The organism is Nitrosopumilus sp. (assembly GCA_029862745.1).
In the GTDB taxonomy this organism is placed as follows: domain Archaea; phylum Thermoproteota; class Nitrososphaeria; order Nitrososphaerales; family Nitrosopumilaceae; genus Nitrosopumilus.
Genome location: JAOTWS010000005.1, coordinates 1 through 16,993, shown reverse-complemented (window position 1 = coordinate 16,993; position 16,993 = coordinate 1). Strand labels below are relative to the sequence as shown.

The 16,993-nt window shown below is 33.3% G+C and carries 21 protein-coding genes and 1 tRNA gene; 2 read left to right on the top strand and 20 right to left on the bottom strand.

Annotation, left to right across the window (positions count from 1 at the left end):
• Nucleotides 1–295: 295 nt before the first annotated feature.
• From OEM44_06335 to OEM44_06295, 9 genes are all read right to left on the bottom strand, one after another.
• A complete protein-coding gene (locus OEM44_06335; protein ID MDH3516415.1) occupies nucleotides 296–457 on the bottom strand; it encodes a hypothetical protein in 162 nt (53 codons plus the stop codon).
• Nucleotides 458–1,633: 1,176 nt separating this feature from the next.
• Nucleotides 1,634–1,885 (bottom strand): hypothetical protein, encoded by a 252-nt coding sequence (locus OEM44_06330; GenBank protein ID MDH3516414.1) that lies wholly within the window; start codon nucleotides 1,883–1,885, stop codon nucleotides 1,634–1,636.
• A 284-nt stretch (nucleotides 1,886–2,169) separates the two neighbouring features.
• Nucleotides 2,170–2,508, bottom strand: a complete 339-nt coding sequence (locus tag OEM44_06325; protein MDH3516413.1) for a hypothetical protein — start codon at nucleotides 2,506–2,508, stop codon at nucleotides 2,170–2,172.
• The gene (locus tag OEM44_06320; protein MDH3516412.1) at nucleotides 2,505–2,690 is read right to left on the bottom strand and encodes an MEDS domain-containing protein; all 186 of its coding nucleotides are present in this window, start codon (nucleotides 2,688–2,690) and stop codon (nucleotides 2,505–2,507) included. The genes OEM44_06325 and OEM44_06320 overlap by 4 nt, the downstream gene beginning before the upstream one ends.
• Before the next feature lie 15 nt (nucleotides 2,691–2,705).
• Nucleotides 2,706–3,110, bottom strand: a complete 405-nt coding sequence (locus OEM44_06315) for a hypothetical protein (protein ID MDH3516411.1) — start codon at nucleotides 3,108–3,110, stop codon at nucleotides 2,706–2,708.
• A 29-nt stretch (nucleotides 3,111–3,139) separates the two neighbouring features.
• Complete coding sequence (locus OEM44_06310) at nucleotides 3,140–3,430, bottom strand: hypothetical protein (protein MDH3516410.1); 291 nt, start codon at nucleotides 3,428–3,430, stop codon at nucleotides 3,140–3,142.
• A gap of 829 nt (nucleotides 3,431–4,259) precedes the next feature.
• Complete coding sequence (locus OEM44_06305; protein MDH3516409.1) at nucleotides 4,260–4,610, bottom strand: hypothetical protein; 351 nt, start codon at nucleotides 4,608–4,610, stop codon at nucleotides 4,260–4,262.
• Nucleotides 4,611–4,703: 93 nt separating this feature from the next.
• Entirely contained in the window at nucleotides 4,704–5,381 is a 678-nt protein-coding gene (locus OEM44_06300) for a hypothetical protein (GenBank protein ID MDH3516408.1), read from the bottom strand.
• Between the two features lie 70 nt (nucleotides 5,382–5,451).
• Nucleotides 5,452–5,535: transfer RNA gene (locus OEM44_06295), tRNA-Ser, on the bottom strand.
• Nucleotides 5,536–6,043: 508 nt separating this feature from the next.
• Between OEM44_06295 and OEM44_06290 the strand changes: the two genes are divergently transcribed.
• Complete coding sequence (locus OEM44_06290; protein MDH3516407.1) at nucleotides 6,044–7,075, top strand: isocitrate/isopropylmalate family dehydrogenase; 1,032 nt, start codon at nucleotides 6,044–6,046, stop codon at nucleotides 7,073–7,075.
• Here the strand turns inward: OEM44_06290 and OEM44_06285 are convergent, their stop codons facing one another.
• The 11 genes from OEM44_06285 to OEM44_06235 form a co-directional block, all read right to left on the bottom strand.
• Entirely contained in the window at nucleotides 7,076–7,609 is a 534-nt protein-coding gene (locus tag OEM44_06285; protein ID MDH3516406.1) for a methyltransferase domain-containing protein, read from the bottom strand. It lies immediately after the preceding gene.
• Nucleotides 7,584–8,291 carry a ribose ABC transporter permease gene (locus OEM44_06280; protein MDH3516405.1) on the bottom strand — a complete coding sequence of 236 codons (708 nt, stop codon included), beginning with the start codon at nucleotides 8,289–8,291 and terminating at the stop codon, nucleotides 7,584–7,586. Before OEM44_06280 ends, OEM44_06285 begins: the two co-directional genes overlap by 26 nt.
• The gene (locus tag OEM44_06275) at nucleotides 8,288–8,854 is read right to left on the bottom strand and encodes a DUF655 domain-containing protein (GenBank protein MDH3516404.1); all 567 of its coding nucleotides are present in this window, start codon (nucleotides 8,852–8,854) and stop codon (nucleotides 8,288–8,290) included. Before OEM44_06275 ends, OEM44_06280 begins: the two co-directional genes overlap by 4 nt.
• Nucleotides 8,855–8,874: 20 nt before the next feature.
• Nucleotides 8,875–9,201: an RNA polymerase Rpb4 gene (locus OEM44_06270; GenBank protein ID MDH3516403.1), complete on the bottom strand. Its 327-nt coding sequence runs from the start codon at nucleotides 9,199–9,201 to the stop codon at nucleotides 8,875–8,877.
• Nucleotide 9,202: 1 nt separating this feature from the next.
• The gene (locus tag OEM44_06265) at nucleotides 9,203–9,502 is read right to left on the bottom strand and encodes a 50S ribosomal protein L21 (protein MDH3516402.1); all 300 of its coding nucleotides are present in this window, start codon (nucleotides 9,500–9,502) and stop codon (nucleotides 9,203–9,205) included.
• A 56-nt stretch (nucleotides 9,503–9,558) separates the two neighbouring features.
• On the bottom strand, nucleotides 9,559–10,614 hold the full coding sequence (gene rlmN, locus OEM44_06260; GenBank protein MDH3516401.1) for a 23S rRNA (adenine(2503)-C(2))-methyltransferase RlmN: 1,056 nt from the start codon (nucleotides 10,612–10,614) through the stop codon (nucleotides 9,559–9,561).
• An 89-nt stretch (nucleotides 10,615–10,703) separates the two neighbouring features.
• Nucleotides 10,704–11,846: a DNA repair and recombination protein RadA gene (radA, locus tag OEM44_06255; GenBank protein MDH3516400.1), complete on the bottom strand. Its 1,143-nt coding sequence runs from the start codon at nucleotides 11,844–11,846 to the stop codon at nucleotides 10,704–10,706.
• Between the two features lie 82 nt (nucleotides 11,847–11,928).
• Entirely contained in the window at nucleotides 11,929–12,111 is a 183-nt protein-coding gene (locus OEM44_06250) for a 30S ribosomal protein S30e (protein ID MDH3516399.1), read from the bottom strand.
• 40 nt (nucleotides 12,112–12,151) lie between these two features.
• Nucleotides 12,152–13,876: a B12-binding domain-containing radical SAM protein gene (locus OEM44_06245; protein ID MDH3516398.1), complete on the bottom strand. Its 1,725-nt coding sequence runs from the start codon at nucleotides 13,874–13,876 to the stop codon at nucleotides 12,152–12,154.
• A 51-nt stretch (nucleotides 13,877–13,927) separates the two neighbouring features.
• Nucleotides 13,928–14,740 carry a dihydroorotate dehydrogenase electron transfer subunit gene (locus OEM44_06240; GenBank protein MDH3516397.1) on the bottom strand — a complete coding sequence of 271 codons (813 nt, stop codon included), beginning with the start codon at nucleotides 14,738–14,740 and terminating at the stop codon, nucleotides 13,928–13,930.
• Complete coding sequence (locus tag OEM44_06235) at nucleotides 14,724–15,635, bottom strand: dihydroorotate dehydrogenase (protein ID MDH3516396.1); 912 nt, start codon at nucleotides 15,633–15,635, stop codon at nucleotides 14,724–14,726. The genes OEM44_06240 and OEM44_06235 overlap by 17 nt, the downstream gene beginning before the upstream one ends.
• 85 nt (nucleotides 15,636–15,720) lie before the next feature.
• On the opposite strand from OEM44_06235, the gene OEM44_06230 reads away from it, so the two are divergent.
• On the top strand, nucleotides 15,721–16,993 hold a 1,273-nt coding region (locus OEM44_06230), incomplete at its 3' end, for a ribonucleotide-diphosphate reductase subunit beta (GenBank protein MDH3516395.1).

The window sequence follows — 16,993 nt, the reverse complement described above, 5'->3', positions numbered from 1 at the left end:
TGCCTGCTTTGATTAAGCCCGGAAATCACATCCCAATATTGAAATGCTTTCGTGCAGAAATAAGAAATCCAGTATTGGCATCAAGTATAGATTCCAAAGGATTTGTAATTGATCTAAATCATCCACCAATACATTTTTCAAACAAATTAAGGTTAATGTGAATAATGTTTTCTTTAGATAAAATCTTCATTATAGCATGTTAGAATATTGTTTAACCGTAATACATTTTGGTAAATTTTCAATATCCAAGGATAGTTAGTTAATGAAAGATAAAATGTATGCTCATTAACTTAACCTATAATTCAAACTCTTGGCGACATTTTTCACATTTTCCTCTTTCTTGCCCTGGTGGACCTAAGAGGAATACCTTACCAATTGTTTTACAAAGAGGGCACATTCCAGTAGTTGCATTTTTTGGACCTGTGCGAATAATTTTCTGAGTTTTTCTTCGTCCCATTACAAAAACTTTCCAAATCGGTCTATTAAGTTTTAATGACGCGGGGGAGTGCGTATAAGCATTTTGATGACCCACAATGAACAAAAACTCATGTAAATTTGAGAGATTTATGACTGTCTAAAGAAATTCAATTTGTGAAACTCATCATTTTTTGAGTTTTCATGTTAAATTATTCTCTGTTTTTCTTAATAGAATTATAGTTTTAAAAAAAATTCTAAATAAAGATGAATATTTCTAGTTCAAATTCCATCCGGTCCATACACTCCACTGTAGAGAACCCTCAAATTTTGGGTTCCAAGGTGGATGTTTTTTGTGTATGTTACAGGATGACTCATCACGATTATCATTTTTCTTCTAAAAGTATTTGGCCACATCTTTCTAAAATCTTTATCGAATCAAAACTCAAGACATCAGGGTTCGACATGAAATGTAAGCGGACCCGACCGTGTCACACACTGATCACTGTCGAATCCTAGACTAATAACGCAGAAAGCCATTGGAGTGCTTTCAAACTTCTACCAATTTTTTTCAAATGCTTGTCAGTATGACATCATTTGGCAGTTATTGAATTATTACATAAAATTTATACTTTTTTACCGGTTCAAATTTGACTGGAAGTACAACGTGTATGGGGTATAGTCAAACAGTATTATTTCGTACCCACGTGTAAGTTTTTTTGTGGAGAAAAGCCCATCGGAAATTTTTAGTTATTCCTTTAAACTAGTGATGTGAAATGTTATATCGACATCTTGACTAGTTGCTTCCTGTCTGTAGATATAGAATGTGGGAATTGTGGAAAAATAATACGAAACAAAATGCAGAAAATCAAATGCAACAATTTTTAGAATTGTGTTCTTATGCTATACGAAAACCTAATTTTAAAATCATAACACAAGATTGGGAAAAATTTTCAAAAAAATATGAATGAAGAACAACTTATGATATACGTACAAATCTACGAATAATCGAACGATATTGGAAGGATATACAAGATCGAAATATTGAATAATTGTTTAGAATATCAAGTAGAGTTAGAAAATATTCCATTTTTCTGAATTTGCTAAAAAAGAATTCATTGCAAGAGAATAAATGAGTGATTGTTGTACTTTTGAAACATTTTTACTTGAATCATCCTTATTTTTCATCCAATTCATCATTGCTACTAGTTAACGAGGATTATTTTTGATGACAAAGACACTTACATTTTGTCCAATCACAGGAATCATGTTTGGATTGAATACATTTGAAACCAAAATCACATAATGGTGTTTTTATCCATTTTAGTGATTGGTCAAGGAATTCATTGACTCCATTGTTGTTAGCATAGACAATATTTGATAATATTTCGTTTTTATTATCATATACCTCTTGTGAGTTTTGATGTTCCTCCATACGAATATTATTTTCGACATTAAGTGATCTTTTCAATTTATTTCTGCTTTACATACATCATACTCATTGAAAAGGAAATCCTGCCAAAAATGGAAATAGAAAACCAATAATTTCATTCATGAACGAAATTTTTTAAGACAGGTTTAATGTTCTCAGTATTGATAGATGAACCAAGCATTATCCCAGATAAATTGAAAAATCCAATAAATTTTAAAATTTTAATATTAATTGGACTGGTAGGAACAGGAATTCAGAGTTCTTACGCAGTAAAGTAAAGATATTTTTCAGTCAGTAAATTCAAGGATGAAATCCTTTAGATCTTAATGATGTTTAATATCAAAAGCAATGCCTTCACCTTTAGAAGAGGTAAAAATCACAGCGTTGTGGTTTTTAGTTAATCCTTTTACCCAATTTAATCTATTTTTTGATTCAATGTTTGCAGTGGGATACGTACACATCCAAGAGCCATTAAAACATTCAAAACTAGAATGGGATTTTTTTTCAGATTTCAAAAAAGCCTCCAGGCCTTCTTGTGTATTCATGTCAAAATTTAACATTCCAACAATTCTGCAGGGATTGGCAGGATCTGACGGCATTATTTTTCTTGACAAATTATCAAAAGGATCTCTATGTGAGTGTGGGTCTTTGCTTTGAGTCATACTTGTCTCCTGAATAGAGAGTGGGGGGAATCAAGCATGACATAATCATGACGTTTCAATAATGTCTTGAGGATTTCATCGTCTGGAATTTCGTTTATGTCGTATCCACAAATGCAGGAGATATTCTCCTTTTCAAAATAACTGTCAATTTGTTTTTCAAGTGCCAAAAATTCTTGAGACAATCCATGTTTGAACCATTATGTACAATCTATACCTGCAAGACGGGTAGCCAACATCGTCTGGTTTTTCTGATGAATTTGAGAAATCATTTGAAGTTCTTGTTGAGTAGCAACATCTTTGTTTGATAAAAGATCAGAATACAGCACATTTTCTACTGCGGGTAATTTTATCCTCTCTGAGGATATTAGACACTGAGGCACATCAGGTTGAACAAAGAACTTTTTCATTATTTTATTTCTGAGATCTTTATCATTCCATAGAAATAACACATGTTCATGTCCTGATAGAGTCTCCAAATATGTGGCAAGGCCTCTTCTTTGAATTTCATCAAGTATTTCTTCAATGTTGCCATAAACATCAAAATCAATTCGTCCAAGCATTTCTTTTCTCATCATACCAACAATCATTCCATATGTGCTCATCCTTAATTGTACTAGGAATATTTGGATGTCTAAAATATTCCATTTTTTTTGGAATACTCTATTGCCTTTGTAAGTTCTATAATACTTAATTTTGCCTTTGTAAGTTCTATAATACTTAATTTTGCCTTTGTAAGTTCTATAATACTTAATTTTGCCTTTGATATTTTTTCTATTACTTGTAGTCTTTCTAATTGCTTTCCTGTGGTTTCATCAAAATTATTTTCTAGTTGTTCTATTGTCTTTTGATTCTCTTTTAGCATTTTTTCCAGAAACGGAACCTGAACTCCCTCACGATATTTCTGATTATTTGGTGAAAGCATCAATTAGAATAACCTCTATTTGCATAAAAAGACTTTAGGCTTTCTATTGCTTGCTTCATGCATATACTAGGGGCCTATGATATATAACTACTAGGGGCCTAGTTTATATGGCATTGACAAATACCAACAACAATTGATTCAAAAGAGAAAAACAAAACTCCAGAGTACGATAAATAGGACCATTGATGGAGTCACATATTACAAAAATCGAGTGAACATACCTTCAGATCTTTTAGATGAACTGCAATGGGTAAAGGGTGATGAGTTGCAGATCTCAATTAGAAATCACAAGTTGATAATTGAAAAAGTGTAATTTTTTCTATTTATGTTTCTGAATCATTTAATTGTGTTTGATATGCACCATTTTTGAAGTGGTTTGTAAGGGGCTATGCATCAGATACAAGGCAAAAAAGCCCTTTGGAGTTCATGGCAGGTATGAAAACGGTCAAAAAAGGTGCTCAATTTGTGCTATTTTCATAAACTGGGACGGTAAACACTGTCCTTGCTGTGGTAATATTTTGAGAACAAAGCCCAAAGGTACGCAAACAAGGCAAAAATTAATGATATTGCAACAAGTAAAAAGAATCTAAAAAATAATTTTCTCTTTAGATATCTCCTAGTTTGTTTTCACTCATACAAATAGTGCTTTAATGCATTTCAATATCATATCATATGAGTCAAACAAGAATTATGAATCTCGAGAAACAAATTAATGAAAATTGTAAAAAAATTCAAAAAGAACTACAAGCAATAAAGAAAATATTTGGAAACGAAAGATAGAGTGTAAATTCAAAAATTTGAGAACAAGTGTAGAACAAAATAGCATTTTTTATGATATGATTTTTGTTTTCTCATCTACTAGTTTGGAAATGAATTTTTGCTGTTCTAAAAACAAGTGTTTCAGATTCTTGATTTTCTTTGAGATCTTGTCTTCAAAGTCTGGAGTTCTTGTTTTTCGGCTCATCTCACGTTTACTCTCTTTGAGTTTTACCAGTTCTTTTGAAAGTTCTTTACCACAGTTTATGCAATGATATTTGTCTCTACTGTTTGAAACATGACAGTTTGGACAAGATTTTGAGAACAAAATAGATTCTTGTGTATTGTCATTCTTGAGACCATGTAGTTTTAGAACTGCATCTTCCTGATCAGAGTTTGCAAGGTGTTCATAGACTGCTAACATGTTAGAGCCTCTAAACCAATTACCATAGATTTTGGCAACGTTTCCGAGTTTTTTGCTGTATTCAGTAACATCACTGTATGGATGTTCTGCAAGTCATTCTTTGATGGGTCCAAAGCTTGCAACAAGTGTTAATGATTTTGGTCCTGTTTTTCCCGTTGTGTGAATTCTAACAAAATCTTTTTCAAACTCCACCCCACTTAATTGAATACCAAGAAGTTCACCTGGACGGTATGCACCTTCAAGTAAAACAAAAATAATTGCAATGTTTCTTTTGAGGTATTTACCACCTATTTTTTTTGTAGATTGAATAAGTTGGAGTATTTCATCATCATTAAGAAGATCCTTTGGTTGTATCTTTTGATATTTATCATGAAATGATCCAGGTGTTATCCATGCTACTATTTCATCATAGTTTTTCCCTTTTGAATTATCAGCTATTTCGTCATGAAGGGCATAGTGAATGATTCTCTTTAATGCAGTAAGTGTGTCTTTTTTAACAGAATTTTCATAATCAGAATCAGCAATTGTTTTGTGTATAAATTCAATTTCTTCTCTAGTCCATTCGTTGATTTTTTTGTCATCTTTAATTTTTAAAATTCTACTAATACAATCAGCATAATTTGCAATTCTGCCATATGACTTGTTATCTAGTCTTAATCTGTCCAAAAATCTGCAAGATATTTTTGCATTACTTTCAGATAATTTTTTCTGAAAGTTTATCTTGGCCAGATCAGTTCTTCGTCTTGAGTTATGAATATCAATTTGAGTCATCAGATTATAATCTCAGATTTGATTTAAACAACAAATTTTGTTTATTGTGGGTAATCATTAGTGATCTAAGCGCGGGGAGAGGGATTTGAACCCACGAGTCATTGCTGACATGGGATTAGCAATCCCACGCCCTACCAAGCTAGGCGATCCCCGCATAAGGATGCCTAGAATTAATCTGTAAATAAGTCAAACTTTTTGATAGATCTGACATTCTTCTGGAAATATATCAAATGCTTCTTCCATTTTTAAACAATACCCGGTATTAAAAATAGATCCATTTTAACTGGTATTACTTTTCTTTCAGGTTTCTATCAGATTCTCTGTAATAACAATACAAAATCCTTCAATTGTAAGTGTATTAGACGACATAGATTCAACCCATTATTATTACAAAGAATTTTTGCACTACAAAGAATATCTTTTATTTTCTGTAAACATAACTTTGTTCCTTTTTTTGATTTAATCTTATGAAAGATAATAATACTATTTTTTCATATTTAATTTCATTTTATTTTAGGTAATCTCAACAAACTAAATCAACATAATAGAAGGTATAATCATTAAGAAACACAGAAAGTTTCTTAATGTATATCTAGTTGATTTTTTATAATTGAAATCGTAACAGTAGGATTAAATAATAAACTCTTCAAATTCTTACAGTTTTGAGTAAAAAAGCAGCAGTGATGAAAGGAGATGGTATAGGACCTGAAGTTGTAGATTCGATGCTTAAAGTTTTGAAAGAATGTAATATTCAATCAGAAATAATTCTATGTGAAGCAGGTTCAGAACAATGGGATAAAAATGGAAGAAAAGATAAATCATACATTCCAGATGTAACAATGAAGATTTTAGAAGAGTCTGATGCTTGTTTTAAAGGTCCAACAACTACAATACCAGTTCCAGATTCCCCTAGAAGTGTAGCAGTTACTCTTCGTCAAAAATTTGAATTATACTCTAACATCAGACCAACTAAAACTTATGACAGATTAACACCAAATAGAAAACTTGATTGTGTTTGTTTCAGAGAAGCCACAGAAGGATTGTACACAGGAATTGAAGCTCAGATAACAGAGGATTCTGCAATTGCAATAAGGAAAATTACAAGACAGGGTTGTGATAGATTTCTAAATTCAGCAATGAAATGGGCAAAAGAATACAATATGAAAAAAATGGTTGCAATTACAAAAAGAAATATCCTAAAACAAACAGATGGTATTTTTTGGAGATCGGCTCAAAAAGCAGTTGAGGGAACCAATGTGACACTATCAGAAATCTACATTGATAATATGGCACAACAAATGGTTGTAGCACCAGAGCAATTCAATGGAACAATTCTAGTCAGTACCAATTTATTTATGGATATTATTTCAGAGTTAGCTTCTGGATTAGTAGGATCTATTGGGTTAATTTATTCAGCAAATATGGGAGATAATTTTGCAATGTTTGAAGCGGCACACGGAAGTGCACCTCAATTTGCGGGACAAAATAAAGTTAACCCTACAGCTGCAGTTCTATCAGGTGCTTGGATGGCACAATATCTAGGTGAAGCTGAAATTAGAGATGCAATATTTTCTGCAACAGATCAGGTAATCAACGAAGGAAAAACAGTGACATGGGATATTGGTGGTAATGCATCAACAACTCAAATGACTGATGCCATAATCACTTATGCTAAAGAAAAACTACGAAAATAATTAATTAACAGCTTCAATCAAAATTAATTCTTCAAAAAAAAGTTTCTTTTTTGCAATAATTTTAGTTTTCAAACCTAATTTTTGAGCATAATCAATTAATTTTTGATAGTTGGATAATGACGAAGTTATAAAAACAAACTTGCCCTTTTTTTCTAGATTGTGTATTAGTGAATCAAATATTTTTTTAGGTATTACAAATCCTTCAGCACCACCATCTGTTGCAATATCCAAAATTTCATCAGTAGCAAGATAGGGTAAATTACAAACAATAAAATCAAATTTGATTTTTAATGCATCTGATCCATTACAGCAAACAAGATTTTTTGTTTTATAAGTTTGATTTTTTAACACTTCAAAATTTATGTCAGTTCCAACTACGAAAGAAAAAGTCTCAGAAAGTAATTTGGTCAGATATCCAGATCCACTTCCAATATCTAAAGCAAAATTTCCTTTTTCTTGTTTTATGTTATCTACAATGAAAAAAGTATCCTCAGATGGAGGATATTCATCATTTTTCCAGGATTTGGTTTGCAATGGTAATTATTTCATCCCCAGATAGATCATCTATTCGTTTATCTATTACAGTTTCCATATTGAATTGTTTTAGGATATTTTTGACAGTTTTTCTTCTATATGAAAAAATTTTATGAATTGTAAGAATTATATCTTTTTTTAGATTATTTTTTTTCACAATTTTTAAAAGTACAGAGTCAACTTTTGGGGGTGGTGAAAAATTATTTTTACCTACCTTAGATAACATAGTAATTTCAAATGCATGAGTTGCAATGATGCTTATTGCTTTTCTGTTCTTGGAAGACTTTGCTAGTAATTTATCTGCAAATTCTTTTTGAACCATAATCACACCATGTGAAAAAGAAGTCTGTGCAAGCCATTCTACGGCATCTTTGCTCTTAGAATAAGGCAAATTAGATATAAAAATTGTGAATGTATCTATGTTCTTAAATCCATCTCCAGATTTTAAGATAAGATTTTCAATATTAGAGAACTTGATTTTTGCATTTCTGACAAGATTTTCATCTAGATCAATGGAGATTACTTTCTGGGCTTTCTCACAAAGTAAAGGAGTTAATATTCCTAATCCAGTTCCTACCTCATAAACAATATCATTTTTTGAAATTTCAGCGTCGGAAATTATGGATTTGGCTATAGTACTTGAGTTAAGGAAGTGTTGTCCAAGTTGTTTTCGTTTTATCATCTCTTGACAAAGAGGTTCATTCTACTTTCACCAGTAATTTCATCCATAATTCGTTCCGAAATGTGTTTTACTGGATCTTTGAATCCAACTCTATCTTGTAGATCCTGATAGCTTTCAAATTTTTTCTTTTCTCTTTCTTCCAACATTGTTTTCATGTATGTTTTTCCAATTCCCGGAATCAACTCAAGTGCGTGTATTCTTGGAGTTAAAGGTCTTGCATTATTAATATATTCGACGAATTTTGATTCATTGGCAGTTACAATAGTTTGCACTACTATTGGCAATTCACTTTGTGCAGACGATGAAATTTTATCATATTCCATTTTGCCCAAAACAGATAAAACTTTAGTGCGTCCATCTTTTCCAATATAGATTTTCTCATCTATTTCAAATACAGAGTTTGGTATTCCAAGAATCTCTAAAAGAGTAAGATGATCTTCTCCAATTGCAGTTACAATAATTCCTTCTCTTCCACGTACAGTAGAAGACTTTCCTCTAGGATTAAAATCCAAAACGTATGCATATTCCTCATACTTTCGAGGTGGGGATTGTGCCCTATACAAAATAAAATACTCCTAAAAATTTACGAATACTCCTTAATTATCTTGAGCATTTTTTCTAGAGTTTCAGCAAGAATTAATTTTTTCCATCCAAATGTGAAAGAACGTAATTCAGCTAAACTTGTTGGTCTAATGTTAACAATCTCAACAGCCTCGTCTTCGGTTAATTCACATTCTTTGATGAGGTGTTTTTTCATTTCTTTTGCATCTTTAGAATCAATTGACGCAAATTTTGAAACATAATCATATGTCCAACGTTGGATTTGATCCATCTCTTCAGGATCAACTTTTCCTAAAATTTCTTTAACTTCCGAAAGAGAAATAGCTTGTTTCTTTTTTACTTCTTCCATATTATACACCGAATGGTTTTATGTGATCCAATCTAGTGATTAAGGTTTTCGATTTATCACCTAATTTCACATCTAATGTAATAGCACGTCTACCAACGCTTGTAATGACACCTACTTTTCCGTGGTATCTTCTGTGAGGTAATCCTTTGTGCTGTCGAGGATCAATGATGACAAGGGCTTGCTGACCTTCTTGGTATTCACGTAACAGAAATGAGACTCCTCTTGGAGACTGTTTTCTCATCACAGATCGGGATTTATGCTTAAATCCATGTGAACGACCATGAGATTTCTTAGTTGCCATGTAGAGTGAAATCTTTGAAAGCCCTATTTTAAGACTTAGAACAGGATTTAAGAAAATTAGCCGATGATATCAGTTCTAAGCTGTCCACAAGCAGCAGAGATCTCTGTTCCTTTTTCGACACGAACTGTACAATTTATGCCAGCACTGGATAAAATTTGTTCAAATTCAAGAATACTCTTTTCTGTTGGGCGTTTAAAATCACCGGCAGTGGGATTGATAGGAATCAAATTTACATGAGAGCCATTACCTTTCAAAAGCCTAACCAATTCTTTTGCAATTTCTGGGGAATCGTTGATACCAGCCATGAGGGCATATTCGAATGTCACGCGTCGACCAGTTTTTTTGAAATAATATCTTCCAGATTCAATAATATCTTGAACAGAATTAGAAAGTGCTGTAGGAACTAGTTTTTTACGTAATTCATTATTTGGAGCATGAAGTGATATTGCAAGACCAATCTGCAGATTTTCATCAGCTAATTTTTCTATTCCAGATCTAATTCCAATGGTAGATATAGTGATGTGCCGTTGACCTAATCCAAAACCTCGATCATGAGTTAAAATTCTTACAGCACGAATCATTTCATCATAATTTGCCATTGGTTCACCCATTCCCATGAAAACCAAGTTTGTCACATGCTCTCCTCGTTTTTGTAAAAGTTCTGCAAAATGAATGACTTGAGATACAATGTGTTCAGATTTAAGATTTGTTTCAAATCCCATTTGTCCTGTTGCACAAAATACACATCCCATTGCACATCCAATTTGAGTTGAAACACAAATTGTAGATCTTGGATGACCGCCAATCTTGGATGACTCATATTGCATTAGAACAGTTTCTACATAACTATCGTTTGTGAGTTTAAGCAATAGTTTTGTAGTATCTCCATCATCACTTACAACTTGATGAATTTGCTTTGCTGAACCAATAGTGTAATCAGCTGCAATTAGTTCTTCTCTCATTTTTTTTGGAAGTTGTTTAATCTCAGAGATATCTTTTGGAAATTTATAATATAACGGTAATAGAATTTGATCTGCTCTATATCTGGGATAGCCCATATCTATTACTAATTGCTCCATTTCTTCTGGGAGCAGACGATAAAGATCTGTCATGATATAGTATATCTCAAATCATATTATAATTTAATCAATAGTATAGAAAATAAAAAAAGTGTAAAAAGAAAAAGGTGAAAGAGAAGATATTATTCTTCTATTGGTTCAAAATCATCTAATTCAACATCTATTGTAGATACTGTAGTATCTACTTCAGGTGTTTTCACTGTAGTATCTACTTCAGGTGTTTTCACTGTAGTATCTACTTCAGATTCTTTAGTTTTTTTGGCAATTACCTTTTTTGTAGTCTTTTTTGTCTTTTTCTCTGCATCTTCAGGATCGATCACACCTGCTTCACCCAAAGCAAAGATAACTTCCTCTTCAGGATGATGAGGGCTATCTACCATTCTGGCAATTCGTTTTTTGCCTGATTTTTTAAAGTATATTCTGTAGGTACTTGTATGTGCGACTACATTTCCACCTATAGGACGAGTTGGATCTCCAAAGAAGACATCAGGGGATGCCATAACTTGATTTGTTGCAAGTGCGGCACAGTTGTATGTTTCTGCAATTCTTGAGAGCAGATGGACAAAATGATTTAGTTTTTGTTGTCTAACAGATAATGTACCTCTTCCAAGATATTCAGAACGGAACAATCCCACTGCAGAGTCTGCAATAATTAGCTTTACATTATTCTCTTCAATTATTTGACCTGCTTCTTCTAGAATCAATGTTTGGTGTGCACTATTATATGCACGAGCTACTATAATACGATCTAGAACTTTCTCAGGATCCATTTCATGTGCTTGAGCAATGGACACAATTCTTTCAGGTCTGAAAGTATTTTCTGTATCAATATACAAAACGCCACCATCAAGACCACCTTCTGCTTTTGGTTTTTGAACCATTACAGATAGTGTATGAGCAAATTGTGTTTTACCACAACCAAATTCTCCATAGACTTCGGTTAATGCTTGAGTTTCAATACCACCATCAAATAATGTATCAAGACAATTTGTACCAGTTGTAATTTTGCCAATACTTTGTCTGTGTTTGTAAATTTCACTTGCACTTACAAAGTCTTTAGCAATTAATCCTCCTTCAACCAAATGTTGTCTGGCTTTATTGACTATTTTTTCAGCTGTGTCCTTTTCCATTCCAGTGATTTCTGCAATCTCTACAGGACCTCTGACGATGAGATCCATGACGTTGTGGATACCTGCATCGGATAATTTTCTTGTAGTTACAGGACCTACGCCCTCTAAACTATCTAATCTTAAATCTTCAACCATACGGTATAGTACGGTACCAGTACTTTATAAGGGTATTGTTTTAAAAAAGGATCGTAGCATAACAAAATTTTAACAAAATCGACTAACGTCTCTTTCTTCTTTGTCCAGGTTTATTCTGACCGGGGAATCTACCCAGTACAAATCGCTTATTGAAGTTACTTTTATTCCTAAGACTAGAACTAGTACCTACAATTTTCCTTCCTTCAACTTTTGGAGTTTGTCCTCTTACTTTTCCTGCTTTAGTAAGGGAACCGTGTGTTGCCATAACTTTGGATAGTAATTAATGAATTTATATTTTTGTATGGCTACCAGTATTTTGCCTTTACTGTCTCAATAACTTTTTCGTGTTCCTTACTTTTTTTACGTGCATATTTCTCCATTGCACCTAAAGGTACACCTCCAAGGGATCTAGCTATAGCATTAAAAAAGTATCTTTGTGGGCCCTTTGATCCGGTTTTGGTCATGAATTTTTGAATACCATATTTGAAATTGTGTTGCCATGTTTTGTATAGAACACCTAGTTGTGCAGGAGTCATTTCATTTCCAATATGGAAGAAGTCAGATTTTTCTAGTAAACCAATTGGAACAAAGGTCAAAGCTGTAGCAGTAAACATAGAATCAGGTTGTTCGTGTTCTAATTCGCTGATTAATCTAATAGTATCCCATGAATCTTCAGGTTGTTCATCATTATCAAGACCCATAATCAAAGTGAATGCTGGAATCCAGTAATCTTGATTCAAAGTTTTAACACCTTCTTTTACAACCCAATGCCATTCATCTGGAGAATACGGTGCAAGTTTTCTATCTGCATATTTACCAATTAATCGAAGACTGCCAGTTTCAAATCCAGCTTGAATACCAATCATGTTATCAGGACTTGATTTCATAATTTTGGAGAGGTTCGGAATTAATTTTTCATCAGCAATTGCACCAGCTAATGTTCCATGAGTTGGGTTTGTATGTTCAACTCCAGTAGACATGATTGCAGTAAATAGTTCTTCTAATGCTTCTCTATTGGGTTCCATACCTTTTGCAGTTCTAGGATCCATTCCATAAACGAATATATCATCACTGTGAATCCATGCAGATTTAGAACCACCTTTCTTAATGTTAATCTCAATTTCTCTTTTGACTTTTTCTGGAGGATAGTATCTTAATGATCTTAATGTAACATCACAGAATTTACAACCTCTACCACAACCACGCATTACTTCAACCATCCCATGCATACTAGGTTCTACAATATCAGGAATTTCTTCTAATTCAGGCCTATCCCAGAAATTAACAAATCTTCCATGAATTTTTTTACCGTTTCTTTCAAATTCTTTAATGTTAACTTTAAAGTCACTTTTCTTTCTAAAAGGATCCATATTTTCAAAGTCGCCATTGATCAAATAGTTGAAAAATCGTCCAGCATGTCCATCAATTTCTGGTGCGATTCCACCAAGTTCACCCTCAAGAATTGCATAGATTCCAAATTCTTCAATTTTTTCTGGATCATAGTTGTATTGCCAAGTTCCAGATGCTCCAGAAATCACTTTAGCTTTACTTCCAGTTTTTGCTTTAGCAGCTTTTATTCTGTGATGTAATTCAGTATTGTAAAATTCATCATACGATGTTTGTTTTCGACCATAAGTAAATGTCATAGTAACTGGACCCATTCCAAGAGGATCCATCTCATATGTTCCAACAACTTGCGTATCTGGTCCGATGAATTGTTCTATATGATCAGGATGAGCAACTACAACATCTTGTCTGCTAAATCCATCACGGAGTAAACCAGCTTCCAATTTTCTTAATCCATATGGTGCATAATTTGCAATGCCATTTGTATGAGGGATATAATTACAAATAAAATCAAATAGAATTTTTGGGGTCACTTGGTTTCCAAGAATTTTATACCAAAAACTGTTTTTATCTCTATGAGGATCAATTGCTGGCGCACATCCAAAAAATGTTGCCAAAGACAATCCCCTATATGGAGACATCAAAGTTCTATCAGCTGTTAAAACGATTTTTGGATTACCCATGTCCTTTATGAAAAGGATTTTATGATTTATTTTAAACCTTGCTAGTAGGATTCAATAATGTTCTAAAATTCCAGCCTTATTTCTATGAAAAAAGCCAAATTCCTTATTTTTGGACAGATGTAATCCATCAAAAATAGTTCCATCCCTACAAACTAGATCTGTGCCAACACAGCAGCTACCACAAATTCCTACACCGCATTTCATCATTCGTTCAAGGCTAGCTTGAACAAAAAGATGTCTAGAATTGGCAGATTGAACAGTTTTATACATCATAATTTCAGGACCGCATGTATACACCCCGTCAAATTTGGTTTTACTCAAAAGTTTTTCAACCATATCAGTAACAAATCCTTTTTCTCCATAACTGCCATCATCAGTTGAAACAATTACATTATGAAGATGTTCCTCCAAAAGACTTTTTGCCAAATCTTCAAAGAAGACTTCATCTTTTGTTTTTGCACCAATTAGAACAGTAACATCATCATGAGGCATTATAAAAGTAAGCAATCTCATCATAGGAACAAGACCAGTTCCACCACCAACAAGCAAAAGTTTTCCTTCTTTTAGATCAAAAGAATTTCCATATGGACCTCTAATTCCAATTTGTTCACCTACTTTTACATTAAACAAACCAGTAGAGGCAGATCCATGTTTTCTTACAGTAAACGCAGCCTTTCCAGGTTCGTTTGAAATCATTATACTCATTGGTAACTCATTAACTCCAGGAATCCAAACCATTGCAAATTGCCCAGGAAGGGCTTCAGACATTACTTCATCTGAGAAGATTAGAGTTCTAACACTGGGTGTTTCATCAATTACTTTTTCAATTGTAACAATTGTAGGATGATTATGATCTCTTTGCAAGTCCCACCATTTCCTTGATAGTTGAATAATTTTTTCTCTTCATATATTGTAAGATACCTTTGTTAATTTCATGAAATACACCTATCCAATTCTCACCTATTGCACTACCAAGTTGAATTGCAGATGCTCCTGCCAAGAAAAATTCAATTGCATCCTCCCATGTAGATATGCCACCGCAACCAATGATGGGAATATCATATTTTGAGGATATTTCATACACACATCTTATTGCAATTGGTTTTATGGGAGTACCAGATAATCCACCATATCTATTACTAAGAATTGGACGTTGTGTTTCAACATCTATTCCCATAGCACGAACAGTGTTAATGGCAGTAATTGCATCTATTCCAGAATCTATTGCAGCACCAACAGTATTAAGATAATTAGAAGTTCCAAGACCTACTTTAGCAATTACAGGAGTACTAGTAGAATTTTTTACTGTAGAAACAATTGTCTTAACCAATTCAATGTCATCTCCAACTTCAAGACCAACTTTAGCAACATGTGGGCACGATAAATTTAATTCATAAGCTGTTACTTGACAATGCTCAAATTGTTTAATCATCATTTCAAAATCTTCAGGAATCGATCCAACCAAACTCACAATAATTGGAACATCTTTGTTAGATTCAATTATTTTTGCAAAATTTGGTGCGCCTGGATTTGAGAGACCTACTGCATTAATCCATCCACCTCCTTTAACACTAAAAATAGTAGGGTTTGGATATCCTTCCCATGGTTCTATACTTAGAGATTTAGTTACAACAGCACCAGCGCCCGACAGATATAGCCGTTTAAACACATCTAATGAAATTCCTAAAATTCCTGACGCTAACATTACAGGTCGATCAAGCTGTATTTGACCTATGGAAGTTTCAAGGCTGGATTCCACTTTGATTAATCATCCAAGTTTAGAATATAATAGTTGATTGATAGTTCTGGTACCTTTTTTAAAGGTGATTTAAAATTAACTATTCATGTATTCTGTAATTTTAACAGAACTAGGGATATCAGTATTCAATGATAAAAAGATGGAAAAGGCATTTCCATTCTCAAATCCAGTTAAAGAATATCTTTTAGTGAAAAATAAAGAATCAAAATTAAACGAGCTTGTTAACTATCTGGCTTCAACTCAAAGAGGAGTTTCAGTCAGCGATGAATCATTACTTGCAATTCTAAAAAAATATTCTATTGATTGCTATCTTATGGATGAATTAGAATTGGAAAACACACAAGCAACAAAACCACAAATTATTGTTGATTCAGGCTTTGCATCTAATCTTCAAGACACGCTTGGAAAACTTAGAGAGTTTGCACTAGGGTTATCATCTTCAAAAGTCACAGAAGTATCAGAAAGTCCGGATCTGCATATTATTCAAGCAATTAATTCACTAGACGAAATTGATAAAATTGCAAATGGACTTAGTTCAAGACTAAGAGAATGGTATGGATTACATTTTCCAGAATTAGACAATATCATAGACAGTATCAACGGATATGCACAAATAGTTCTTGCAGGAAAACGTGAATCATTAACAAAGCAAGTTTTTGACGAAGCAGGCTTTCCAGAATCGAAAGTAGAAATGTTATCATTAATTTCATCAAAGAGTAGAGGTGGCGATATCTCAGATGTTAATTTATCAATTGTTCAATCAATTGCAAAACAAATTCTTGACTTTCATGATTTACGTAAAAAACTTGAAGATCATGTAGAGTCTGAAATGCAAGAAATTGCACCTAATCTTTCAGCAATACTTGGAAGTGCAGTAGGTGCAAGAATTTTAGGAAGAGCTGGAAGTCTTAAGAGATTAGCATCACTTCCTGCCAGTACAATTCAAGTACTAGGTGCAGAAAAAGCATTGTTTAGATCACTGAAGACAGGTTCTCAACCACCAAAACATGGATTGTTATTCCAACATGCAATGGTTCATGCAGCCCCAAGATGGCAAAGAGGAAAGATTGCACGAGCAGTTGCTGCAAAAGCAGTCATTGCAGCAAGAGTTGATGTTTATGGTGAGGGACTAAATCAAACTTTACTTGAAAAACTCAACATACGAGTTGATGAGATAGGTAAAAAATATGAAAATCCAACTGAGAATTATACGAGGCCACCTCAAATGTTCAGAAGAGAAGGTGGAAGATTTGACAGTCCAAGAAGAGAAGGTGGCGAAAGAAGAAGAGAAGGTGGAAGATTTGACAGTCCAAGAAGAGAAGGTGGCGAAAGAAGAAGAGAAGGTGGAAGATTTGACA